This window comes from Rhodohalobacter mucosus, assembly GCF_003150675.1.
In the GTDB taxonomy this organism is placed as follows: Bacteria; Bacteroidota; Rhodothermia; order Balneolales; family Balneolaceae; genus Rhodohalobacter; species Rhodohalobacter mucosus.
In genome coordinates, this window is record NZ_QGGB01000009.1 from 199,162 (window position 1) to 223,717 (window position 24,556).

Sequence of the window (24,556 nt, forward strand, 5' to 3'; positions counted from 1 at the left end):
TAAAACCACGGAACTTCTAATGTTCAGATTGAAATCTCTAATTTTTAGAGATATTTAGTACCGTCCTCCGTTGATGTTGGCTTAAACAACCCTTCTCCTCCGCACAATTCTCTCTCTAATTCTTGGAGTTTTTCAATAATCTTTTGGATGAATTTTATGACCTTTTTGTGCTCCGGATCGTTAGGATCGAACGGGATAAGCCAAGCCATTTCACGGGCCGATTTAATGGCTGAATTCAATTTCTCAAGAATATCTCCAATCCCGAAATACATTGTCCGACGGGCATTGATATTCATCCGATGTTTATTCTGATTCATAAAGCTATCCTCATCCAGCTTCCTGCGATCTTTGACTGTTTTTTCAACCTCTTTCAAGAACTGGTTTCCCCCTACAGTACCTTCCATCATCAAATCATGGAAATTTCTTATCTCATCAAGTTGCCTACGATCAATTGAACCGTTTTCTTCAACATGCTCGTCCATAATTGTAAGAGCATCCTCAGGGAAATCATTACGTGTCATTAAAAGCAGATCTTTCATAGAAAGACAGTTTAACATACGTGTCCGGTTTTTAAAGGTCCTATAAACTCGCATGTAGAAGTAGGCGGTTGTATAGGGCAGATCGTCTGCAAAAGTTGTTTTAATCCAAGACATAAAACTACCATGGGGTAGTATTCTTTTAGCTTCATCAAGTAGCTTGCCAATCTCAAAAAAGTCCTTCTTAAGATTTATGATACCGTTTTGAATATCACGTTCTATTTTTGAGATTCTCAATTTTTGAGAACGATCGAGGTCTTCATAATAATTGAATTTTGTTCCTTCCATTGTATTGGGGGTTTGGTTATTGGTTGTTTCCTTACTGTATTATACAGGCCCAACCCCCTTTTTTCGGCTGTCAATTATTCAGAAATAAACGGACTTAGGATCCCCTAAAAAACTCAATAAATAGTCTTTTTCGGCTTTTTCAGTATTATTAAACTATACACAATGTAATCATGGTAGGCCCGCCTGGTTCGGGTAAAACCATGATGGCCCGGCGCATTCCCACCATATTACCATCACTTACCCTCAATGAGGCTTTGGAAACCACGAAAATTCACTCTGTGGCAGGCCTTATGGAGCCCGGGAAATCCCTCGTTACCCACCGGCCTTTCAGAAGTCCCCATCATACGGTATCTGACGTAGCCCTGGTGGGAGGCGGCAGCATACCCATGCCGGGCGAAATATCCATGGCTCACAACGGGGTACTGTTTCTGGATGAACTACCCGAATTCAAGAGGAGTGCATTGGAGGTGATGCGTCAGCCGCTGGAAGACGGATCCGTGAGCATTTCCAGGGCGAGAATGAGCGTAAGCTATCCCAGCAGAATTATGCTGGTGGCATCAATGAATCCCTCTCCCACGGGCGACTGGTTTGATGCAGACGATCAGAACGGTGCAACCCAAATACAGATGCAGCGTTATCTTGGAAAGATCAGCGGTCCGCTGCTCGACCGGATCGACCTTCACGTGGAGGTGGAAAAGGTGAGTTTTGATGAGCTTTCCTCCAAATCGAAGGGTGAAAGCTCGTCCATAATCCGGAAACGGGTTGTTGAAGCGAGGGAAATTCAGGGAAGACGCTTTCTGGGAATGGAGAATGTATACTGCAATGCACAGATGTCGACCAAAATGGCGCGCAGGATCTGCAAAATCGATACAGACGGGGAGAATATGCTGAAAAAGGCAATGAATAGCTTCGGTCTTTCGGCGCGTGCATTCGACAGAATATTAAAAGTATCCCGTACCATTGCGGACCTGGACAGGAATGAACAGATCCGCTCCAATCATATTGCAGAGGCTATTCAATACCGGAATCTCGACCGGGAGGGGTGGCTGGGGTGAGGGGCAGAACACGCCCCAATTTAATCTACATTAGCTTAATCTAAGTGAAACGTATCTTTCCGTTTTATAGATTGCCATCATAGATCAGTGAGAGAATTGAGGTTTCTGCCTTTAAAAAACGACAGGCGGAAACAATCCAGCAGTTTTTGATGTAGATATATCAGTGACTAAAACGGAGACCCCATGAAGAGAAGCTATTCACCATACTACCCAGGCAACTGGATCTTCACGCTGCCTTTCGTTCTGCTGCTTCTTTATATCTTTGTATAAAGACAAGCACCTGTTGGGCGTTTATGAATTGAGCCCAATACATTTTTATCAGATCCGGTCCAGAATCCAGTTTGGCGTTAATTTGATCAGCCAGGCTACAAGACGCCACCTTCTGGTTATGTAGGAGTATGATTTTCTTTTTTCGATATCATCCAGCATCTGACTTACCGCTTTTTCCGTTTTGGCAACCCAGAACATTCCTTTTTTCCCTTCCGTCATTTCACTCTCCACGAATCCGGGAATCACATCCGTTACAACAATATCCTCCCGGATCTTGTTGCTGCGCTGCCGGTATGCCTGCATGTAGGTGGAGATAAACGCCTTGGAAGCGCTGTAGGGTGCGGCGCGGGAAGATCCAAAGAGGCCTGCAATGCTCGATACCCCCACGATTTGGCCGTGTCCCTGTTTTCTGAAATACTGGAATGCTTCACCGAAGAGCTGCACAAAGCCGCTTACGTTTACATCGATCACTTTCTGCTCCATTCCGGTGACGGAGGAAGCCTGGTAGTTTGAAATGCCTGCATTCAGCACAATAATATCCATGCCGCCCATCTCCTGAATCAGGTCATGCAGAGCTTTTTTTGCTTCCTCAAAGCGGGTTACATCCATTTGCACGTGGTGAAAATCCTCACCAAGTTCATCCTTCAGCGATCTCAGGCGTTCAACCCTTCGGCCGGTGCCGCCTGTAATGTACCCCCGCCTGCGGGCCTGGCGTGCCAACTCCTCGCCTATTCCCGACGTGGCACCAATAATAACGATTCGTTTGCTCACAAGTGAGTTTGGCTGATTAACTGTCCTGAAATACGGGACTCAGTGTGGGATACCGGCGGGTGATGTATTCAAAACCGCCAAAGAGCACTCCTGAGTAGATCAGGTCTCCGGCTAAGGTGTAGTGAAAGAAAGGAACGGCTGCGGTGTAGCACATTGCAAGTCCCTCGAGAGTGAGGGGGTACATCGGACTGCTGAGCCACACTCCGAAATTACTTATAACGAAAAAGATGGTGGATGCGCCAAGGGCACCGCCCAAAACACGCCCAAAAGAGACCTTTCGGAGCAGGTAATAACCCAGAACTGCAATCATCGCAAAAGAGCCGTAGATAAAGAGTGCTCCGCTGCTGAACCATGCAAACCCTTCATAGTATTCAGCATATCTCATATTGTTTAGAAATAGGTCGCTGGCCCAAAGGGCTGCAAGAGGGATGATCAAAGCCCATTTTTTATCCTTGAAATAGGCCATTCCGAACAGTGCAATAGCCCCGAGCGGTGTGAAATTGTACGCGTGCGGGAGCAGTCTTGAGAGCACTGCAAAAAGGATAAAGCCTGATATGAGATAGAAAGTAGTACGTTTCATGAAATTTGATTGCCTTATTGCATTCTGAAGGTCGATGTGCGGGAAAGGCTGAATAGCCGCCGCTGTATACATTCGAATATCAAATATAAGGGATGAAGAGCAAAAGTGTGAGGGGAGAAAAAAGAAAAAGCCCCGGTTTTGGCGGGGCTTTTCCAGAAGGGATAAAAAATGAAATCAGATAGCAGTCGTCAGTTCAAGATTCAGCTGAATATTTACCTGATTGCCCACTACTGCGGTTGCCGCCCAGTCGCCGGTTCCTACACCATAGTCGTTCCGCATCAGTTCAGCACTGGCCCGGATACCTGCTACACGGGTATTCTCCTGCATCGGGTGATCCATAACGCCAAGAAGTTCAAAGGGCAATTCGAAATCACGGGTAATATCGCGGATGGTCATCTCCCCTTTTGCAATAAATCCACCTTCACCATCTTCTACGATTTCACTACTCACAAAACGGATATTCGGCCATTGAGCAGCGTTGAAAAAGTCTTCCGACATCAGGTGGTTGTCGCGCCGTTCATTCCTTGTATCAATTCCGGATACCGGAATGGTTACATCAATGCGGCTCTCTTCCAGGTTTGCCGGGTCAAAATTAACCGTTGCGGAATAATCCCGGAAAGTTCCGTCTACCGGAGTGAAAAAGTGATTTATGGTAAAGTTTATAGCACTGTGGGCCTTGTCAATTTCCCATGACGTAGCATCTGCCGTTTTGTTGTCGACAGTGGTATATGCGGCTGCGAAGAGAAATGTAATGGCGAGTAGGGTGGTTCGTATAATTGTATTGTACATGACTAATTAAGAGTTTGTTGAAATTGTTTCAATGTTAAACGATCAGATTGAATCGACCGTTCCAGCTTTATTGTTTTGAGAAATATAATTCTATACGGGCCTGTATCGTTTCAGCTTTCTGTAAAGAAAGTGTAACCATTGTTTAACATGGGGCTATATGATGCAAGAGCATGGATGCCGTCGGTGCCTGCGTATTGGGGTCTGTTACTCTTCCTCTTCCTCTTCCTCTTTTAGAGAGGCAGGATCAATAGTGTATCGCCAGGGCCGGTGCGCGTCTTCTTCGGCATAGTCTATTCCAATGCGTTTTGAACGGGCAATGTCGGAAGGAGAGATCATAAGGGGGGTATCTTCAATCCATACCGGTTTAGTAAACAGAGACGTTTTATTGAAATGGGTTGTGATACCAAGTGCCTGCGTGAATTTTCCGGGGCCGCTGGTAAGATTCTTAAAAGTTGTGCCCCCACGCCTCTGCTGCATCCGTTCCACACCAGATTCCGGTAGAACAGCTCTCACCAAAACTGCATCCGCCAACCCCTCCCGGTTGGTTACAACATTGAACAGGTGGTGAATGCCGTAGCAAAGATAGATATACGCGTGGCCCGGTTTACCGAACATCACCTCGGTTCGCGGTGTGCGCTTTCCGTTGTTGGCGTGGCATGCTTTGTCGCCCCGCCCGCAGTAAGCTTCCGTTTCAATAATAATTCCCGAGGTAAAATGACCGTCGATGAGTGTGCAGAGACGTTTTCCCAGCAGTTCCCGGCTCACCAGGGTAACGTCAGATCTTGAATAGAAGGAAACGGGCAAAAGATTCTCCGGACTTCTCATACATAGCTTCTTTTCTATGAAATAGCAGTGTAGGGGTTCTTTTCAATCGCAGGCGCGGGTTCCAGATAGGTGTCCTGGTAGGCTCTTGCCAGAATGGCTGTGAGCACAAACAGTACAGCCGAGTAAAAAACCCATATGCCGATGATTACAATAACGGTGTATCCCTGATAATAATATCTATACGCAGTAAGTGCGTATTCCAGATAAACGGATACTCCATACTTCGCGATTTCAAAAAGGAGCGTGTAGGTCAGCGCACCCACGAGGGCCACGCGGGGGTGTATTCTGCGCTCACTGATATAGCGGAAAATGGCATAGAAAAGCAGCGGGGCAAAAATAACGGGAATCACGTACGTGAGCATGTCGGATATCCACCCCAGCTCAATCTCAATATCGGCATAAGGAATCACAATCGTGTCGAACGCAAAAAGTGAAATAATGGAAATGGCCATGGTAAAAAAGAGAAACACTCCTCCGATAACGCCAAAAGCAAAAAAGTTATGAATAAGCTCCATCGCCGGGTGCTTCCGGTCCTCAATTTCAAAAACATCAAAAATCACATGTTTAATGGTGTGAAATAGGCCTTGTGAGAAGAACAGAAGAATGATAAGACCGATAATTCCGAAGATTTGACGGGCTCCCACAAGCGGAAGAATAATATCTTCAAGCGTTACCGCACCTTCAATCAGGTCGCCCGACTGTGTTTCAAAATTGAGTCTTGGAAGGAGTTCGCGGCCGTAACGGATCAGCTCCTCAAATGCGGCTTCAATAGATAGAATGTAACCCAGGATTGAAATCAGGATCAGCGTGAAGGGGATGGCACAAATAAACAGATTAAAGGAAATCGCTGATGCATTGAAAAATACATGTTTTTCCAGCACAAGCTCACCCGCCAGCTTCCAGAATCGGGATAATTTCTTTTTGTCAATATCAGCGATCATGAAAAGTAAAAATAAACGGAAGCAGTGTTAAAGCCAATTTTGTATACATGTCTCATCCATTATACTGAATCGGCTTTCTAAAAAAAGGTGAGAAATCAATACCTTTACAATCAACAGGGTAATTGAACAATTCTGAGGTATCCGCCTGCGCCATGACAAAGAAAAAGAAGCAGACACCGCTGATGCGGCAATATTTTGAGATCAAGGAGAAGCATCCGGGCACCATTTTGCTGTTCAGGGTGGGTGATTTTTATGAAACCTTTGCGGATGACGCCGTACTTATCAGCAAAGAACTTGGCATCACCCTTACCAAACGCAACAATGGCGGAGATCAGACACCGCTTGCGGGTTTTCCGTATCATGCACTCGATACCTACCTTCCCAAACTGGTTAAGCGGGGATTCCGGGTTGCTATATGTGAGCAGACCGAAGACCCCGAGACTGCAAAAAAGGCCGGTAAAAAAATTGTGGACCGTGAGGTAACCGAAATCACCACCCCCGGTATCACGCTCTCTGAGAAGTTGCTGCAGCACAAGCGCAACAATTACATTGTATCTCTACACTGGGCGGGGGGGACGGCCGGTATCTCTTTTTCAGATATCTCGACCGGAGAGTTTGCTCTAAGCCAGGTATCCAGGCCCGAACTTGACAGCCTGTTGCAGTCGCTGCAGCCTTCCGAAATTCTGGTGCAGAAAAAATACAAGAATAAGCTGTCCGATGAGCTGAATGCCTACAATACTACCTTCATTGACGACTGGGTGTACGAAGGAGATTACGGCTACAAACTTCTCACCGATCACTTCAAAACCCATTCGCTGAAAGGATACGGCGTGGAAGAGCTGGAGGTCGCACATACGGCTGCGGGTTCGCTTCTTCACTACATGCAGGAAACACAAAAATCTTCCCTGGGGCACCTTCGAAGACTTTATGCATACGAAAACGCAGACTATATGTCGCTCGATGGCTCCACAAAACGAAACCTGGAGCTCACTGCCAGTATGCAGGAGGGAGGTACCGACGGAACCCTGGTATCCATTCTGGATGAAACAAGTACTGCGATGGGCGGTCGCCTGCTTCGCAAATGGATTATGCGTCCGCTAAAGCAGATCAGGCCGATTGAGGAGCGGCTCGACGCTGTGGATGTGCTGGTGAAAGATCATGTGCGGCGTGAGGATTTGCGGGAAGAACTTCAGCAGATTGGAGACCTGGAGAGGCTCATCAGCCGGATCAGCGTTGGCCGTACAAACGCCAGGGACCTTAAGCAGCTGCAGCTTTCACTGGAGCAGGTTCCGAAAGTAAAAATGCAGATCGGGAATAGTGATAATCAGCTGCTCAGCTCCATTTATGAGAGGCTGAAAATGATGGTGGACCTCCAGGAGAGAATAAGTCATGCACTGGTGGAAGAGCCTCCGGCGAGCATTCGCGACGGGGGTATTTTTGCCGATGGTTTTCATGAGGATCTGGATGAGCTGCGGGAGATTGCGCGGAACGGGAAGACCTATATCGCAAAAATAAAGGACAAACTGGCAAAAGAGGCCGGAATTCCGTCTCTCAAGATCGGATACAATAAGGTATTCGGATATTACATTGAGGTTACCAACACCCATAAGGATAAAGTTCCGGATCATTTTATCCGGAAACAGACGCTTGTTAACTCCGAGCGGTACATTACGCCGGAGCTGAAAGAGGTGGAGGAGAAGGTGCTGTCGGCCGAAGACCGAAGCAAAACGCTTGAAGGAGAACTCTTTGAAGAGCTTCGCATCTATGTGTCCGAATTTACCGATGATATACAGCAGATCGCACATGCCCTTGCAGAACTCGACTGCATTCAAAGCTTTGCAGAGGTGGCTTTTCGCAACAGCTATGTGCGTCCGGACGTGAATGAGGAGGATGTAATCGATATATCGCGCGGCCGGCATCCCGTAGTTGAAAAGACACTTCCCCCCGGTGAGCCCTTTATCCCCAACAATATCCATCTGGATAACAGCGAATACCAGATCCTGATGATCACAGGGCCCAATATGGCGGGTAAAAGCATTATTCTGAGGCAGACCGGCCTGCTGGTGCTAATGGCGCAGATAGGGTGCTTTGTTCCGGCCGACAAGGCAACCATCGGTCTTGTAGACAAAATCTTTACGCGCGTGGGTGCGTCAGATAACCTGGCCGCCGGTGAGAGTACCTTCCTGGTGGAGATGAACGAGGCGGCCAATATTCTCAACAATGCAACGCCAAAATCACTGATTCTGCTTGATGAGGTGGGGCGTGGAACCAGCACTTTCGACGGACTCAGCATTGCATGGTCTCTGTCAGAATATCTCCATAATAAACCCGAAGTGGCTGCAAAAACCCTGTTTGCCACACACTACCATGAACTGAATGAGCTGGAGAGCCGCTATGAGAGGATTAAGAATTTTAATGTGCAGGTAAAGGAACATGACGGGAAGGTTATCTTTCTCAGGAAACTGGTTCGGGGAGGGGCAGATCACAGCTACGGTATCCAGGTGGCTAATATGGCGGGCCTGCCGGATGTTGTCATTAACCGCGCAAAAGAGATACTGGCCAACCTTGAAAGTCACAGTCTCGATGTGAGCCACGACGGAAACGGTGCTATAGGAAAAACTGCAAAGAAAAAAGATGCCGCCCGTAAAACGGTGCAGCAGGTAGAGAGCCAGGGCCAGCTGCCGCAGATGACGCTGTTCGGTTCACAGATGGATCCAAACGTTGAAACCCTGATCAACAAGCTGGAGGCCAGCGATCCGGAAAGAATGACGCCCATTGAAGCGCTGCTGCTTTTGAGTGAACTGAAGAGATTGGCGAAGTAACCGGTGGCACCTATTGGTGGCGCGGACACGGACTCCTTGGAATCCCCAAAAAATATGCTTTTACTAAAGAGATAGTACTTTTTTGAAAAAAGTCCCCGATAACATGAAAAATTTTTTTACAGTCTCTTTTTTCATTTTGCTGGCAGGTTGCTCAGAAGAGCGTCCGGAGTTTCAGCATTTTCTAGACGGGGAACCCCAGGATCAGGCAGAACGAATAGTCACAGTGCTGGATAGTCCGGTTGATATCCTGAACTTTTCGGATTTTGACATCTACTCACCGGGCACCCTTGAACAAAATAGCACACATCTTTTCCTGATTGATTTCGGATCCTACTCAATCATTAAATTGGCAAAAGAGAACTTCCAGCAGCCGGAGACAATTTTATTCCGTGAGGGAAGCGGTCCGGGTGAACTTCAATCGCTGCAATCTATCGCAGCGGGTGAAAAACATCTCTATGCAGGAGATCCAAGGCAGCGAAGGATCGTTGTGACGGATACGGATGGCAATCACATCAGGGATATTGAGGCCCGTTTTTCCCCAGACAACTTAGTGTATGTGGGTGAGGATATGTTGTTGAATTATGATGCCCATCAGCAGGATAACCTATTCACTTTTTACGACATGTATAGGGATTCGATGAGTGGTTTTGAAGAGATCGAATTTGGGTTCAGTGAAGTAATGAAGTATCCCGGATATCTTTCAGCTAATGGATCATCCATTTATTTCTCCGGCTATTCAGAACCTCTGTTGAGAAAATATTCGATCAATGGGGAGCTTCTGTTTTCCAGAAAAACGATTGATAATTTTGATACCTCAGATCAGTATGAAGAGAGAACCATGGGTGACAACAGAATTGTAACCTTCAGCGATGATGCGCTCTTTTCAGCCATTGATGTGAGTCAACAGGGAGAGTACCTTTATGTGATTCCTTATCACAACGGGAATAAGGATTACAAATATATTGACCTGTACAGTTCTGAGACCGGCCGATATGTGAAGACGTACACGCTGGAATACTATCCCCGAAAAATTATTACGGATGAAAATTTTATTCACATGCTTGTCCGGGATGGGGAAGACAACCTTTTGGTAAAATACCGTTATCCGAATCCATGAAAACGGAACAGCACATTTTTCAGGCTGATTTGGAAAATTTGATCACACGCAGAGTCTGTTTACAATAACAAGAGGAGGAATAGATAGATGAAAGCCATGCGCCTGCATCATACCGGAACAATGAATAACCGGCCTTCACCCCTCAGGCTGGAGGATGTGCCGGATCCTCATCCGGAAGCCGGTGAGCTTCTCCTTCAGGTATCCGTATGCGGGGTATGCCATACCGAGCTGGATGAAATTGAAGGCCGTACACCGCCGCCGGAACTGCCGGTTACACCGGGACACCAGGTGATAGGCACGGTTTTGACAACCGGCCGCGGTGTGAGCGGATTTTCTCAGGGCGACCGCGTAGGGGTCGGGTGGATCTATTCAGCCTGCGGTGAGTGTGAGCACTGCAGAAACGGAAATGAAAACTTGTGCGAAAACTTTATTGCAACGGGCCGGGATGCAGATGGCGGCTATGCGGAAAAGATGACCGTTCCTGCAGAGTATGCCGTTCGGGTTCCCGATGATTTGTCGGATGAGTCTGCCGCACCCCTGCTCTGTGCAGGGGCAATCGGGTATCGCTCACTTATGCTTACGGGCATTGAAAACGGACAAAAGCTGGGCCTTACCGGTTTCGGAGCATCGGGCCACCTGGTGCTGAATCTTGTAAAGCACCATTATCCTGACACAGAGGTCTTTGTTTTTGCACGGAATCCGCGAGAGCGCGAATTTGCAATGGAATTGGGTGCGGTATGGGCGGGTGATACGGACGAGGAGCCGCCGGAAAAACTGCATGCCGTGATTGATACCACTCCTGCATGGAAACCCGTTGTGGAGGCACTGAAGTCGCTGGAGCCCGGGGGAAGGCTTGTGATTAATGCGATTCGGAAGGAGGCGGGCGACAAAGAGTACCTGGAGAACCTGAACTATGAACGCGATCTCTGGATGGAGAAAGAGATTAAATCGGTTGCCAATGTAACGCGCAGGGACCTGTCGGAAATGCTGAGGCTTGCAGCAAAATACGGCATCAGGCCGGAAGTACGGGAATTTCCGCTTGAGGCAGCCAATAAGGCTCTTCAGGAGGTAAAAAATGGAGACATACGGGGTGCAAAGGTGCTAAGGATATCTGAAAATATGTCCTGAACCGTCAAGGCTTCCCGTTTTGGGAAACGTCGAGCCGTAATTGGACATTCTCGCTGTTCAAAAGATGGTACATAAGCTTTTCAAGCCCTACCTTACCTGCCTCTATGCAGCACTCTGCCAAACATATCGCCGACCGTATCCGGTTGATGATTTCCACCAAACAGTTTCAGGTTGGAGAACTGCTTCCGTCCACCAGGGTTCTGGGAAAACAGCTTGGAGCAAGTTTTCATACTGTGAGAAAAGCGTACCACCAGCTTGCGGCTGAGGGGCTAATCCGGTCAGAGCAGGGGCGCGGATTTGTGGTAAACCGACAAAGCACAAAACTGGATAAGTCGGAACGAATCGAATTGGGTACCGAAAAAATGCAGGCGTTGCTTGAAGAGCTGATTGGCTATGGGCTTGACGAGGCAGAGATAGAAGCGATTTTTGAAGAGCAGGTGAGTTTTATGGAATGGCCCGACCGGATTCAGAGCATTGCAACTGTGGGTGAAACCAGAGAGCTTGCCAGACTGCTTTCCGATTCCATCAAAAAACAGGTTGGGGTAAAAAGTGATCTGCTGCTTGCCGATGAATATGATGAAGCGGTGAATTATGACGCTCTATTTGTGCCCATTCATCTTGTTGGAGGCTTTCGCAGCCTGACCGACACCATTCGTATCCTGCCTGTTGTCTTTCATTATGATGCAGACGTACTGCTGTCCATCATGGACCGTGCTGCGATTGAAGCTATCGGGCTCGTAACGGCTGAGGAGGGATCGATTACAAAAATTATCAATGAGCTTAAATCCCTCATGAAATTTGAGGGTGCTTTTGTGGCCGGCGCAACCTACGGCAAGTCGCTGCCGCTATTTGTGCGGAATACGGATCTCATTCTGTATACACCTGCAAGCGCACGGCTTGTGGAAGAGAAAGTACCCGAGAAAAAACGAATCAGGCTGGAGTATATCCTTTCTGAGAAGAGTGCGGATATGATACGGTCGGAGTTGTGGGATCAGTGAGGTGTTTTAGTATTGAGTAGTGAGACGTCAAACGTCAGACGTGAAACGGGAGACAATGATTTGCAATCTCAGATGTTTTTTAAGCTTTGCCCTTGCTGACCACTGACCACTGACCACTGACCACTCGTTCAGATTCTGTAATGAAAACGGTTTGAAGCTTCATTATCTTTTGCCAATTGCCAATTGCCAATTGCCATTTGCCTTTTCACTCTTCATTCAAAATGCCAGAGATTAAAAAACTGATTCAAAACGCAATTTCAGCCCTCGAGGCAGAGATTGAAACGGTGAGAGAGAAGCCTTCCACTGATATTCTTTTTAATGGGGAGAGGGTTAAAGGAGGACCGGCTGACATGGTTGATTACCGTTTTGAATCGCATCAGCCCGCCATCCGTTTTGCTGAAGAGATCAAGGCCAGGTCGGGTGAAAAGAGCTGGCTGGTTCATCCATTATCATTTGAGGACAATGTGGTTACACTTCGTTTCCCGGAGGATGCGGGCAATAGAATTGACGAGCTGCAAGTGGAGTGGGAGAACGACTTCATACTGAAGAGAACACTCTCACGCATTATGAGTCTGCAGGAAAATGAAAACGGTGAATTTAAACGCCTTGAGAGGCTATTTGATCCGGCCGGCGAGACTGTACCGGCTACGAAAGAGATTGCGGAAGATGGCTTGCGTAACGAGGCTCAGCGAGAGGCCATAGATATGGCAATGAGTCGCCGAACCGTTTTTATCTGGGGCCCTCCGGGAACCGGAAAAACCGCTACACTGGGATATATAATTGCCAACTATCTGAAACAGGGCAAAAAGGTGCTTTTTGCGTCCAATACCAACCGCGCCGTGGACGTGGGTTTGCTGAGTGCGCTTGACGCCATGCAGCAAATCGGTTGCCAGGTCCCGCAGCATCGAATAACCCGTTTTGGGGATGCCGCACTCAATGCTGAGAAGCTGGACGTATACCTATTCGATGTACAGCTTGAGCAGATCCGTGATCGGAAAAAGCAGGAAGCCGGTGAATGGATTTCACTGATGAGTAACCGGGAGCAGGCTCTCCGCAAGGTAGAAAAAAGGCTGCGCGATGGAAAACAGCCTACCAGCAACCAGGAACTTGAGCTGAAACTGATCAATCAAAAGATTAAGGATGCGGGCGGCCTGGAAGTTCTGGAGGATAAGCTGGATGAGCTGAACCAGGTTAACGACCGTGCGGAGCTTTGGAAAAAGCAGTTTGTGGCTACCACACTTGCAAAAGTGTGCACATCAGACCTTTTTCACGACATCGAGTTTGATGCGGTTGTTGTGGATGAAGGATCGATGGCAAGCCTTCCCTATCTGATGGTGCTTGCATCACATGCCAAATGGCATATGGTCGTGGTGGGCGATCCTATGCAGCTTCCGCCCATTGCACTTACAGCAGACACAGAAGCGCGCGATTTTCTTGAAAAGGACATTTTTACAACCGTATCTGCTGCAGATAAGGGTGAAGAACTGTTCCGGTGGCATGACGATCATCCGGAATTTACCGCATTCTTCGATACACAATACCGGCTCGAATCTTCCCTGGCTGATGTAATCAGCACGGTTTTCTATGAAGGCCGCCTTAAAACAGGAAAGCTTGAGAACCGTTCTCTCGACCGGCTTTCCGATCGCGCCTTTCACCTGGTGGATACCTCGAAGTACGGGCCCTATCTCGAACAGAAATCGGGAGAAAGAGGCTTCAAGCCGGTAAACATGGTTCATCAGGAGGTTATTGAGCGATTGGTTAAAAACATGGAAGGGAAAGGCATTTTCATGGAACAGGTAGGTATTATTGTTCCGTTTAGAAGTGTAGTGTACGATCTGCGAAACCGGCTTTATGAGGCCGGGGTTCGAAATGTGGAGGTGGGTACCATCCACACCTTTCAGGGCCGGGAAAAGGAATACATTATCTTTGACACGGTTATGAGCGGCGAAAAACAGCGGGGCGGTGTTCGCCACTACTCAGTACGCCCCCTTGATGAAGAGAAAAACGGACTGAGCGTGCCCAGACTGCTGAACGTGGCTTTTTCCAGGAGCCGCAAAGAACTGATTGTAATTGCCGATATGGGACACATCCGGAAAGTATACGGGAATAAGTTTCTGGGAAGGCTTCTGGGGAGAATTTCTTAGTATTGAGTATTGAGAGGGGGTTTGTTCGCAATGCCCCGGGATCGGGTTACACACCCCTGGTGGTACGCTGAACGCTTAACCACCTGTCCCCTCTCAAGAGGGGATTCTATTGAGTCCCAAGCAACCCCCTTCTCATTACTCACTACTTAGTTTCCCTGCTAAAACTTCGACCGGATCTCCCATAAATCAGGGAAAATAGGGTTGTTCAGCGTTCGGCGCAGGTATTTGGCTCCGTCGGACCCGCCTGTCCCGCGCTTGGTGCCGATTGTGCGTTCCACCATTTTCACGTGACGGTAACGCCACTCCATGAGGCCTTCATCATAATCGATCATCAGTTCGCAAAGAAGCGCCGTTTCAGGATCGTTGTTCATGATGTCGACCAACAGCTTTTGATTGTACTCCGAAGGTTCATGAACCAACCCCTGATCATTTACCCGTTCCGGCCATTCCACGTTGTACTCTTTGTGCTGAAGATATGTACAGAAACTCTCCCAAAGCGTGTATTCCTTCTCGCGGTTCAGCAGGTTTTGCTGAAGGTCGGGCTGGTCTTTATGAACGTCAATGATATGCTTTGAACGCATGCCGCAAACGATCTCCATTTCTCGGAACTGCACGGACTGAAAGCCGCTTGCATTCTGTAGAAATCCGCGAAAACTGTTGAACTCAAGAGGAGTCATGGTCTCAAGCACATCCACCTGGGAGACCATGGTTTTCAGAATGGTAAGCACCCGCCGCATCGTTTTCGCAGCCCCCCACGTATTTCCTGACTTCAAGTCTGCCCTGAACTTGTCAAGTTCATGAAGAATTTGTTTGAACCAAAGCTCATACACCTGGTGAATGACGATAAAAAGCATCTCATCGTGCTCGGCGGGTTTAGACTCGGGCTTCTGAAGATTTAGAAGCTCCTTTACTTTCAGATAAGACGTGTAGGTGAGGCTCTCGGATTGACTCATGTGGCTGTGTGGCAGGATGATGGATTCCGGTTTTCGGGAATATAGGGATTATAGTCGTGAGTCCTGAGTCGTGGGTGTTGAGAAGGATTTAGATTCTACAGACATGGTATGTCTGTTCCATACAATGTCATCGATCAACTTCGAATAGGGGTTTCGAACCGGTGCGTTGTTCGGCTCCTGACAGACATACCATGTCTTAAACCATGATGCCGTGGCAGATGATTGTCCTTAGCTCACCCTTCAAAATAAGCTGTTTTCAACATGGGTCATGGTAATTGGGGCGTTACGAATACAGACATGGTATGTCTGCTTGAGGCATATTTTCAATCCGGATCGAGTCATGGTTTAGAAAGCGATTCAGGCAAGGTGCAGGACAGACATACCATGTCTTAAATCTCAATACTCAATACTCAATACTCAATTCTCAAGAGTCCCTACACCACTCCTCAAACTCTTTCCTGCTCTTTGTATTCAATACCCGTGCCGGTTCGAATTTTGCTTTTCGGGCAATCATCACACCATAACGGATATAATCGATTCCGTCTGTGCTGTGCGCATCGGGGTTAATGCAGGTGATAAGACCCGTTTCACCGGCCTTGTTTCCGTATCGCCAGTCCAGATCGAGCCGCCAAGGATTGGCATTGATTTCGATCACGGTATTGTGCTTTGCAGCCAGTTCAATCAGTTTATTGAGATCCAGCTTACTTTCCTCGCGCTTGAGGAGCAGGCGTCCGGTCGGGTGGCCCACGATCCGCGTAAACGGATTCTTGATTGCTGCCTCGAACCGCTGCATCATCTTCTCAAGGGGCATTTCCATACCGCTGTGCACGCTGGCTATTACAAAGTCGAAGCCGGCCAGAATCTCGTCGGGGTAGTCGAGCGAACCGTCGCTGAGAATGTCGGATTCAATTCCCTTGAAGATTCTGAAGTTTTTACCATCTGCTTCATACTCCCGGTTCAGTTCGTCGATCTCTTCCCACTGCTTTCTGACATCTTCAAGGGTAAGACCGCCGGCATAGGCCGCCGTTTTGGAGTGGTCGGTAAGTCCCAGATATTCATATCCGCGGTCCATACAGGCTTCCGCCATCTGTCTGATGGTATACTTGCCATCGCTCCATGTGCTGTGCGCGTGCACAACGCCCCTAATATTCTCTTCTTCGACCAGATCCATTGACTCATGCTGTTCATAATAGTCAAACTCTCCGCGGTCTTCCCTGTGCTCCGGGGGGATAAAATGGAGATCCAGTTTTTTGTAAATGGCGGATTCAGAATCGGTTTTCACGGGCCGATCAAAATCGGTATCGCCATCTTCGGTTAGTTTAAATAGGCCGTACTCATTCAGGGCCATTCCACGCTCTCGGGCGCGCTGACGAAGAACAATATTGTGCTCCTTGCTCCCGGTGAAATACATCAGGGCAGCGGCGTATTGATCCGGTTTTACGATACGGAGATCCACCTGTCGGCCCGTTTCGGTTCGCACGGAGCTTTTGGTTTCTCCTTGTCCCAAAATTTCCACGATCAGTTCATGGTTTACAAATGCGTCAAAAATCGATTCAGCATCTTTCTGATCTGCTGCTGCAAGAATATCGATGTCACCAATGGTTTCCCTTCGCCGGCGCAGGGACCCCGCAATCCCGCACTGCTGTACCCCCTTGATGTTTTTCACGAATTCAAAGACGGGTTCTGCGATTTCGAGTGCCTGATCCAGATGGGCCCGTTCACCGTACTTTTCCAGATATGCAATGGATTTGAGAATTTTATCGGCCGATTTTTGTCCCAGTCCGGGCAGATCGGCCACCGCACCGCTCTGGCACGCCTCTTTAAGCTGGGTGAGTTCGGTGATCTCCAGTTCTTTGTGGATTTTCACAATATTTTTAGGTCCCAGTCCCGAAATATTCAGCCATTCGATGAGCCCTTTGGGTACGCGCTCTTTGAGCGCTTCCAACACGGGCATGGTTCCGGTTTCGGCAAAAGCTTTAATGTCTTCCGCAATGGATTTGCCGATTCCCTTGATGCCGGTCAGGGTATCTTCTTCGACATGTTTATTGATGTCATCGTTGAGTCCCTCGATTGTCTGTGCGGCACGGTCGAATGCAATGGCTCGGAACCGATTTTCTCCGGCCAGCTGCATCAGGTTGTATACTTCACGAAGTTTTGCGGCGACGTCCTGGTTGGTCATAAACGTTAAAAATTATGAGGTTGTATTAAGTATGCCACGGGAGGCACGGAAGAGGTGAATAATGATTTTCATCACGGGTCTTACGGTTATTAAAAGGATGAATTAACGGATATTCAAGATTTCTGAATTATATAAAGTAAGATATCCTTAAATCCGTTTCAGGTGATTCTGTTTGTATTCCTTTTTACGGTGAAAAAATGGAGTCTGTCTCTTTACATTTCGAATGGAAAACTGCTATCTTTATAAGCTCGATATCAAAAAGCCCTGGTGGCGGAATTGGTAGACGCGCACGCTTGAGGGGCGTGTGGCCTAACGGCCGTGATGGTTCGACTCCATTCCAGGGCACATACAAAAAAGCTCGTAATTGAAAAATTACGAGCTTTTTTTATTATGGATGATGATCCATGTGTATGCCATTAAAAGTCTGAACCGGAACTACATCTACGTTGGGATGACTGACGAGCTTGAGAGACGATTGGATCAGCATCAGAATGGGTATGAAAAGACTACACGCCCATATCGGCCATTTAAGCTTATTTACACCGAATTACATCAAGGCCGGAAATCTGCAAGAGCGCGGGAAAAGTATTTGAAGTCTGCTGCTGGGAAACGATTTCTTCGTTCACTTATCAAAAATTAAAAACCGGCCGTGATGGTTCGACCCTGCCTGACTGCACGGAAGAATGGATTATTAAATTATATTGTGAGATGGTTGTTCATGCTTTTTCATAATTATGAACGGCAGGCAGGCCTGCCTGACTGCACGGAATACTCAGTCTGGTGTCATATTTTGATCAATGACTGAAATCAGGTTATTTCAAATTATGAACGGCAGGCAGGTCCATTCCAGGGCACATACAAAAAGCTCGTAATTGAAAAATTACGAGCTTTTTTTATTATGGATGATGATTCATGTGTATGCCATTAAAAGTCTGAACCGGAACTATATCTACGTTGGGATGACTGACGAGCTTGAGAGACGATTGGATCAGCATCAGAATGGGTATGAAAAGACTACACGCCCATATCGGCCATTTAAGCTTATTTACACCGAATTACATCAAGGCCGGAAATCTGCAAGAGCGCAGGAAAAGTATTTGAAGTCTGCTGCCGGGTTTAACTATGATTGTCGTATTCAATAAGGAATGTGATTGCGACTATTTCACGTATCTGATAGCAAACCGGCTGTGTCGGTGAGCAGTAGTATTTCCAATTCGTAAATCCATCTGAAATAAATATATTCGGCTCACGGGGATTAAAACCAAATCAGATTGGAGTATTTATGAAGATGACTTTTTTCGAAGAGTTCAAAAAATTTGCGATGCGGGGTAATGTGCTTGATCTGGCCGTGGCCGTTGTGGTCGGTGCAGCTTTTGGGCGCATCATTACTTCTCTGGTCGATGACGTGATTATGCCGCCAATCGGACTATTACTGGCCGGTATTGATTTCAGTGAGTTCAGAATTACCCTGCAGGAAGCCACAGCCGGTGCAGCCGCAGTAACCATCAACTATGGTGTGTTTGTGCAGCAAATTGTTAATTTTCTGATCGTGGCATTCGCCATTTTTGTGGTGATCAAAACATTTGAAAAAATGAAGCGAAAAGAAGATGAAAAACCTGCTGAACCGGCACAGCCGCCCGCACAGGAAGTGCTTCTGACGGAGATCCGCGACCTGCTTAAGGATAAATCATAAGTAAATTACCAGATCGGTGTTTGCAGCAGATGGGCCAAACCCCCGGGGGAGGTTTACTCCGGTTTGCAAAATGATTTGCAATGCCGTGCCTGCATACCATTTTTTAATTATACTGTACCATAAGGCTGTGGATTACAGATAGTACTATTTATTCAACAAAACCTAACCGGTAAATTAATTATGGAATACTCTACTCTTGAAAAGAAAAACTGTGTTGTAGTAGCTTTAAAGGGGAATTTAATGGGGGGTCCCGCAAGCGCCGACTTCCAGGCAATGGTTAAGGATCAGATTGAAAAAGGGGAGACGAACCTGATTGGTGATCTGAGCGAGGTGGACTTTATGAATTCATCTGGACTCGGAGTTCTTATTTCATCGCTCATTTCGTTAAGGAAAGAAGGCGGAGACTTCAAGCTTTGCAGCGCCACCGACCGAATAAAAAGCCTTCTAAAAGTTTCAAAGCTGTTCACGGTTTTCGACATGTACGAAACACTGGATGAAGCCATTGCCGCCTATCAGGATTGAGCTATTATCAGTTTCTACAACATTTTTTTGTCCTCAGCCGTCGCATCATTAAGATGTGAATGGTTGGAAGGCTAAATATGTGAATCAAACTTGATTCATCGCGATGTACACATTAATGAAATCTTCCTATCCAATCAGGTATTTAGCTGTTGTTTTAGGAATTACTTTTGTTGTAGGTTGCTCTTCACAGGTAGAGACAAATTCTATTCAGCGTAATTTGGAATTTGTTGAATCAATTGGTCACAGTAGTTCTGAAGCATACATAACAAGAAGCAGATCTGTGTCCAGTGATTTGCAAAGATATTTCTATATAGCTGATCAAGGCCTTGCTATAGTCCATCAATACACACTTGATGGTGATTTTGTCAAATCAATCGGAAGAAGAGGTAGGGGCCCCGGTGAATTCTCGGGAAACATGAATGTCTATGCCAAAGGTGATTCATTATTAGTTACTGATTTTACCAATTTAACGGTTTCACTTTTTCATTCAGATGGGGAGTTAATAAATACATTTAATCTGGAAGAACGTCATTCTACGGAGTTTCAATTCTTTAATGGTTTACTAGTTACCGGCCATTCCTACTCTTTACCGTTTGGTACAGATTATGAAGATGAAGAATTGCTACATCTCTATGATTCAGATGGTAACGTTAAACATGGTTTTGGTGAGTTCTTAGAATTTAAAGAACCTGTACCATCCATAATCCAAAAAAATTTTACTGCTGTATTAAATGGGGAGCTTCATGTTGTTTTTATGTTTTTTCCCGAGTATAAAATTTATACCAAGAATGGTGATCTGAAGAAATCTTTTCGGCTTGATGAAGTAATTCCTAATCTCAATTATGAGACAAATGATAAAGAGTCAATTGGTGATTTTATTGATTCGAGAGTTAATGATTTAACAGGGAGAGTTGGTGGATTATTTATTTCGGGTGAAAGGATTTTTGTGTCACTAGCCAATGATAGTCTTTTACAAATTGAAGAGTTAAAACTACGGGAGGCAAAATTAGTGCATGTAAGGAGCTATAACTATCCATTAATAGACGGAGACAGAAACGTAATTGGATACATTGATTTTTTCTATAGTGAAAAAGATAACATGTTCTACATTCTGGAAAACGAGCAATATGAAGGCTTTGTGGTATCTAAGTATGGTGTAATTAATGATCCAAATTAACCATTAACTTCCACTTAATGAGTAGTGATTACCTAAGTCGATGCAAATGGGCAGCTAATACCTCCGACGAGTACATTACCTATCATGATGAAGAGTGGGGTGTGCCGGTGCATGACGACCGAACCCATTTCGAGTTCCTGATTCTGGAGGGTGCACAGGCCGGTTTGAGCTGGAGCACCATTCTTAAAAAACGAAGCGGATACCGGAAGGCGTTTGCAGGATTTGATCCGGCTATTGTGGCCGATTATACCGAAAGCAAAATTGAGGAACTGCTGCAGAATCCTGGCATCGTACGGAATCGGCTCAAGGTAAAATCTGCGGTTCGGAATGCACGGGAGTTCCTCAAAATTCAGGACGGGTTCGGCTCATTTGACGCCTATATATGGCAATTTGTGGATAATAAACCGATCATCAACTGCTGGAAAAGCCTCTCTGAAGTTCCGGCAAAAACGGAAGTATCCGACCGGATATCAAAAGACCTCAGGAAGCGAGGATTCAATTTCGTGGGAAGCACCATCATCTACGCGTACATGCAGGCCTGCGGACTGGTGAACGATCATACGGTCGACTGCTTTAGACGCCGGGAATTGCTTTGAATTATTTTCAGTAGTCGTAGGCAGCCCTAAGCGTGAGAAATTCATTGATGTTGTTCATATCGAGCACGCCCACCAACTCACCATTGTCAACAACGGGAAAGAAATTTCGGTCACCCCTGCGAAGCTGTCTGTACACGCCCGGCAGCGGGTCGCCAGCTTCCAGGGTCACAAAGTCCGTCTTCATGACACCATCGATGGACGTATCGCGGGAGTTGCTGTGAAGGGCTTCCGCTATATCGTTCATAAACAGGATACCGACCGGTTTGCCGTTTTCGGCAATGATAAAGTCCTGTTCCGTACTGGCAAGAATCCGGTCAACAGCATCCTGCAGGGTGTCACCGGGCTTCATGGTTGTGAAATCAGTGATCATGGCATCACGAATATCGTTGCCCTTCAGGATACTGATTTGCTGAATCATGATGTTTTCGGAATGGGCCCCGAAGTAGATGAAGACAGCGATCACGGTGAGGATAATATTGAAAAACAGCCCGAAGAGAAAAAAGAGAAGCGCCATAAATTTGCCCAGGCCGGCTGCTGTTTTTGTAGCCTGCACACGGCTCATCCGGGTCGAAAGCAGGGCCCTGAAAATACGGCCGCCATCCATCGGGAATGCCGGGATGAGATTGAAAACGACCAGGGCAACGTTCACCGAGAACAGATAAAATAGAAAGTTGGCGGCATTGATGGTGCTGAGCTGCTCTTCGAGCACTTCCGGGTCATCCACCAGGAAATTGTCGATGGGGACGAAGAGGTAGAGTATGAGAGCGATCGCTACATTTACCAGCGGACCCGCAATGGCAATCACAAATTCCTGCATCGGATCTTCGGGCATCTCATTGAGGCTTGCAACTCCCCCGATGGGCAGCAGGGTAATGCTTCGCGTGCCCACTCCGAACTTTCTTGCAGTAAGGGCATGACCAAATTCATGTAAAACAACGCAGAAGAAGAGAGCAAATATAAAAAGCGAGTTCCAGAGCAGTTCCGTCAGGGTGCCATCGTTACTGTACACCATAAAACCGATGAATAGAAAAAGAAGCCAGAAGGTCCAGTGAATCTGTACCTTAATGCCGGCATACCGGCCCAGGTTTAGAGATGCACTCATAACATTTATTGGGTTAGAGTTATGTCTGTACTTACAATATTATGAATGCAGCAAACTTATCAAAGGGGGAAGGAGTATTGAGTTGGGTTGACACTTGTTCGTTGTTACTGGTTAGTTGTGGATTGGAAGTGTTAAAGTGTTTGTATGTTAAGGTGTTAATGAAACAGCACTTTATCGGTTTCTGTGTTCGTTGGTTTCTTCCGGTTTCTCCCTCATTGGCGGCGCAGGAAGAGTAAAGTTCTTTCCAAAAACCATGAGCGCCGCCCTTTTGTAACACCCCGCGCTTGTCATGTCGACTGCTCGATCCGTCCCGAGCGGTCCGGGGCGGAGAGTGAACGGTGACATCTCCATACCTGTCGCAGGGGCAAGCTTTGGCAAAACTTTTTGCTATGCCGGGGGAGGGGATCCCTCCATTCGTTCTCCGTCGGCTGACGGATCACTCAGTCGGGATGACAAGTGCACGGGGTACTTGTGCGGCGCTCTAAATTCCTAAATTGAACAAAGATTTTCCTGCGCCGCATTACAGTATGAGAGACAGAAGGCAAAAGGGAGAAGGTAAAAGTGAAAAGGCAGCGAATTCCCAGGGTTAACCGAGGAACCGCCCAAACAATCAACTGATCATGTCTTTTTTTCCTTAATACTCTAACACGTTAACACACTGATCTCTGATTGTCGGTATGCGAAATCTGATCTCAGATTGCCTTGAACCCTGCACCCTGCACTCTGTACCCTGTACCCAGCTCTACACTTTTCTGAACACCACAACCGCATTGTGTCCGCCGAAACCGAAGTTATTGCTCATCATGGCATTCACTTTTGTCTGACGTGCCTCGCCGAGTACGATGTCGATTTCATCCGGTATTTCAGGGTCAACGGTCTGTGTATTGATGGTCGGTGTAAGTACATCCTCTTTTACACTCATAATGGACAACAGGGCCTCCATCGCTCCGGCAGCGCCCAGCAGGTGTCCGGTCATGGATTTGGATGCCGTAACCACAGGCTGTTTGCTGCTCTCCTTGTAGAGGTTTGCAACTGCAATCATCTCACTGATGTCGCCGACGGGGGTTGAGGTGGAATGAGTATTGATGGCGCTGATGTCGCCTGGAGCAAGTCCGGCCTCCTGAAGAGCAAGCTTCATGCCGCGCAGAGCCCCAATGCCCTCCGGATGAGTGGCCGTAAGGTGATAGGCATCGGCCGTCATGGCGGCGCCCGATACTTCCGCATAAATTGTGGCCCCACGTGCTTTTGCATGCTCATACTCTTCGAGAACCAGTGCACAGGAGCCTTCTCCCATTACAAAACCGTCGCGCTCGGGATCGAACGGCCTGGATGCCGTTGCGGGTGAATCGTTTCGAGTACTCATAGCTTTCATAGCCGTAAAACCGCCAATGGTGGCTTCCGTAACCGGCGCTTCTGAGCCGCCCGCAATAAAAGCTTTGGCCTTGCCCATGCGGATGTAGTTGAATGCATCCATGATCGCCGTATTGGAACTGGCACAAGCAGAAATCGTGGTATAGTTGACCCCCATCAGCCCAAACTTCATGGAGATCATGCCTGAAGCCATGTTCGGAATCATTCTGGGTACAAAAAACGGGCTGAACCTGGGCGTATAATCACTTTCAAAATAACTTTTCATCTCATCCTCGAAGGTACCCATACCACCCTGTCCCGTACCCCAGATTACGCCAACGTCAAAGGGGGACTGCCTGTCCATATCCAGGCCTGAATCTCCAAATGCCTCATGTGCGGCGTAGAGAGCATACTGTGTGAACAGGTCGGAACGCTTGATCTCATTTCGGTCGAGGCAGCTTTTCGGGTCAAAATCCTTTACCTCGCAAGCAAAATGCGTCTTGAACTTCTCGGGGTTAAACTTGGTGATTGGGGCTGCTCCGCTAAATCCTTCTACAGCATTTTTCCAGGTTGCCTGTGCACTGTTTCCAAGGGGCGTAACCGCGCCAATGCCGGTTACCACAACGCGAATATCATTCATCGAAATAGGGATTAATCAGTTTAAGAGACTGGTAGATGGTGGTATAGGCGGATAAGATAAGGAAAAGCATTCTGAGGGGA

At 47.2% G+C, this 24,556-nt stretch carries 21 protein-coding genes, 1 tRNA gene and 1 pseudogene; 13 read left to right on the plus strand and 10 right to left on the minus strand.

The features are described from left to right. Window positions 1-44 precede the first annotated feature (44 nt). Window positions 45-824, minus strand: coding sequence for a DUF3102 domain-containing protein (locus tag DDZ15_RS13690; RefSeq protein WP_109647672.1), 780 nt, complete (start codon window positions 822-824; stop codon window positions 45-47). Window positions 825-982: 158 nt separating this feature from the next. Between DDZ15_RS13690 and DDZ15_RS13695 the strand changes: the two are divergent. Beyond that, a pseudogene (locus tag DDZ15_RS13695) lies at window positions 983-1,879 on the plus strand (YifB family Mg chelatase-like AAA ATPase); the annotation flags it as partial. 318 nt (window positions 1,880-2,197) lie between these two features. Here the strand turns inward: DDZ15_RS13695 and DDZ15_RS13700 are convergent. The 5 genes from DDZ15_RS13700 to DDZ15_RS13720 all read right to left on the minus strand — a co-directional run bounded on the left by DDZ15_RS13700 (window position 2,198) and on the right by DDZ15_RS13720 (window position 6,055). Then, window positions 2,198-2,920 carry an SDR family NAD(P)-dependent oxidoreductase gene (locus DDZ15_RS13700; RefSeq protein ID WP_109647673.1) on the minus strand — a complete coding sequence of 241 codons (723 nt, stop codon included), beginning with the start codon at window positions 2,918-2,920 and terminating at the stop codon, window positions 2,198-2,200. A gap of 16 nt (window positions 2,921-2,936) precedes the next feature. Continuing rightward, window positions 2,937-3,500 carry a DUF6580 family putative transport protein gene (locus DDZ15_RS13705; RefSeq protein WP_109647780.1) on the minus strand — a complete coding sequence of 188 codons (564 nt, stop codon included), beginning with the start codon at window positions 3,498-3,500 and terminating at the stop codon, window positions 2,937-2,939. A gap of 174 nt (window positions 3,501-3,674) precedes the next feature. Beyond that, window positions 3,675-4,289 (minus strand): YceI family protein, encoded by a 615-nt coding sequence (locus tag DDZ15_RS13710; RefSeq protein ID WP_109647674.1) that lies wholly within the window; start codon window positions 4,287-4,289, stop codon window positions 3,675-3,677. 204 nt (window positions 4,290-4,493) lie between these two features. Then, window positions 4,494-5,114: a DNA-3-methyladenine glycosylase gene (locus DDZ15_RS13715; protein ID WP_109647675.1), complete on the minus strand. Its 621-nt coding sequence runs from the start codon at window positions 5,112-5,114 to the stop codon at window positions 4,494-4,496. Window positions 5,115-5,128: 14 nt separating this feature from the next. Next, the gene (locus DDZ15_RS13720; RefSeq protein WP_242979046.1) at window positions 5,129-6,055 is read right to left on the minus strand and encodes a YihY/virulence factor BrkB family protein; all 927 of its coding nucleotides are present in this window, start codon (window positions 6,053-6,055) and stop codon (window positions 5,129-5,131) included. A gap of 152 nt (window positions 6,056-6,207) precedes the next feature. Here DDZ15_RS13720 and mutS point away from each other — a divergent pair, with 152 nt between their 5' ends. From mutS to DDZ15_RS13745, 5 genes are all read left to right on the plus strand, one after another. After that, entirely contained in the window at window positions 6,208-8,877 is a 2,670-nt protein-coding gene (mutS, locus tag DDZ15_RS13725; RefSeq protein ID WP_109647782.1) for a DNA mismatch repair protein MutS, read from the plus strand. 103 nt (window positions 8,878-8,980) lie between these two features. Next, complete coding sequence (locus tag DDZ15_RS13730) at window positions 8,981-9,994, plus strand: NHL repeat-containing protein (RefSeq protein WP_109647676.1); 1,014 nt, start codon at window positions 8,981-8,983, stop codon at window positions 9,992-9,994. Window positions 9,995-10,081: 87 nt separating this feature from the next. Continuing rightward, window positions 10,082-11,122 (plus strand): zinc-dependent alcohol dehydrogenase family protein, encoded by a 1,041-nt coding sequence (locus DDZ15_RS13735; protein ID WP_109647677.1) that lies wholly within the window; start codon window positions 10,082-10,084, stop codon window positions 11,120-11,122. A gap of 104 nt (window positions 11,123-11,226) precedes the next feature. Continuing rightward, entirely contained in the window at window positions 11,227-12,120 is an 894-nt protein-coding gene (locus DDZ15_RS13740; protein WP_109647678.1) for a GntR family transcriptional regulator, read from the plus strand. 221 nt (window positions 12,121-12,341) lie between these two features. Next, on the plus strand, window positions 12,342-14,264 hold the full coding sequence (locus DDZ15_RS13745) for a DEAD/DEAH box helicase (protein WP_109647679.1): 1,923 nt from the start codon (window positions 12,342-12,344) through the stop codon (window positions 14,262-14,264). A 158-nt stretch (window positions 14,265-14,422) separates the two neighbouring features. Here DDZ15_RS13745 and DDZ15_RS13750 read toward each other — a convergent pair whose 3' ends face one another. Further along, window positions 14,423-15,217: a tryptophan 2,3-dioxygenase gene (locus DDZ15_RS13750; RefSeq protein ID WP_109647680.1), complete on the minus strand. Its 795-nt coding sequence runs from the start codon at window positions 15,215-15,217 to the stop codon at window positions 14,423-14,425. A 424-nt stretch (window positions 15,218-15,641) separates the two neighbouring features. Continuing rightward, window positions 15,642-17,396, minus strand: coding sequence for a DNA polymerase/3'-5' exonuclease PolX (gene polX, locus DDZ15_RS13755; protein ID WP_109647681.1), 1,755 nt, complete (start codon window positions 17,394-17,396; stop codon window positions 15,642-15,644). 261 nt (window positions 17,397-17,657) lie between these two features. On the opposite strand from polX, the gene DDZ15_RS13760 reads away from it, so the two are divergent. The 7 genes from DDZ15_RS13760 (at window position 17,658) to DDZ15_RS13790 (ending at window position 21,384) form a co-directional block, all read left to right on the plus strand. Further along, window positions 17,658-17,741 (plus strand) — tRNA-Leu (locus tag DDZ15_RS13760). 52 nt (window positions 17,742-17,793) lie between these two features. Next, window positions 17,794-18,036 carry a GIY-YIG nuclease family protein gene (locus tag DDZ15_RS17085; protein ID WP_109647783.1) on the plus strand — a complete coding sequence of 81 codons (243 nt, stop codon included), beginning with the start codon at window positions 17,794-17,796 and terminating at the stop codon, window positions 18,034-18,036. Window positions 18,037-18,301: 265 nt separating this feature from the next. Next, window positions 18,302-18,538 (plus strand): GIY-YIG nuclease family protein, encoded by a 237-nt coding sequence (locus DDZ15_RS17090; protein ID WP_109647784.1) that lies wholly within the window; start codon window positions 18,302-18,304, stop codon window positions 18,536-18,538. Between the two features lie 146 nt (window positions 18,539-18,684). Further along, window positions 18,685-19,089, plus strand: a complete 405-nt coding sequence (gene mscL, locus DDZ15_RS13775; protein WP_109647785.1) for a large-conductance mechanosensitive channel protein MscL — start codon at window positions 18,685-18,687, stop codon at window positions 19,087-19,089. A gap of 180 nt (window positions 19,090-19,269) precedes the next feature. After that, the gene (locus tag DDZ15_RS13780) at window positions 19,270-19,611 is read left to right on the plus strand and encodes an STAS domain-containing protein (protein ID WP_109647682.1); all 342 of its coding nucleotides are present in this window, start codon (window positions 19,270-19,272) and stop codon (window positions 19,609-19,611) included. 115 nt (window positions 19,612-19,726) lie between these two features. Next, window positions 19,727-20,788, plus strand: a complete 1,062-nt coding sequence (locus tag DDZ15_RS13785) for an NHL repeat-containing protein (protein ID WP_146198599.1) — start codon at window positions 19,727-19,729, stop codon at window positions 20,786-20,788. Window positions 20,789-20,805: 17 nt separating this feature from the next. Next, window positions 20,806-21,384: a DNA-3-methyladenine glycosylase I gene (locus DDZ15_RS13790; protein ID WP_109647684.1), complete on the plus strand. Its 579-nt coding sequence runs from the start codon at window positions 20,806-20,808 to the stop codon at window positions 21,382-21,384. A 7-nt stretch (window positions 21,385-21,391) separates the two neighbouring features. On the opposite strand, the gene DDZ15_RS13795 is transcribed toward DDZ15_RS13790, so the two are convergent. Together DDZ15_RS13795 and fabF are read right to left on the minus strand one after the other, a co-directional pair. After that, window positions 21,392-22,486: a site-2 protease family protein gene (locus DDZ15_RS13795; protein WP_109647685.1), complete on the minus strand. Its 1,095-nt coding sequence runs from the start codon at window positions 22,484-22,486 to the stop codon at window positions 21,392-21,394. Window positions 22,487-23,228: 742 nt separating this feature from the next. After that, a complete protein-coding gene (fabF, locus tag DDZ15_RS13805; protein ID WP_109647687.1) occupies window positions 23,229-24,476 on the minus strand; it encodes a beta-ketoacyl-ACP synthase II in 1,248 nt (415 codons plus the stop codon). Between the last annotated feature and the right edge of the window lie 80 nt (window positions 24,477-24,556).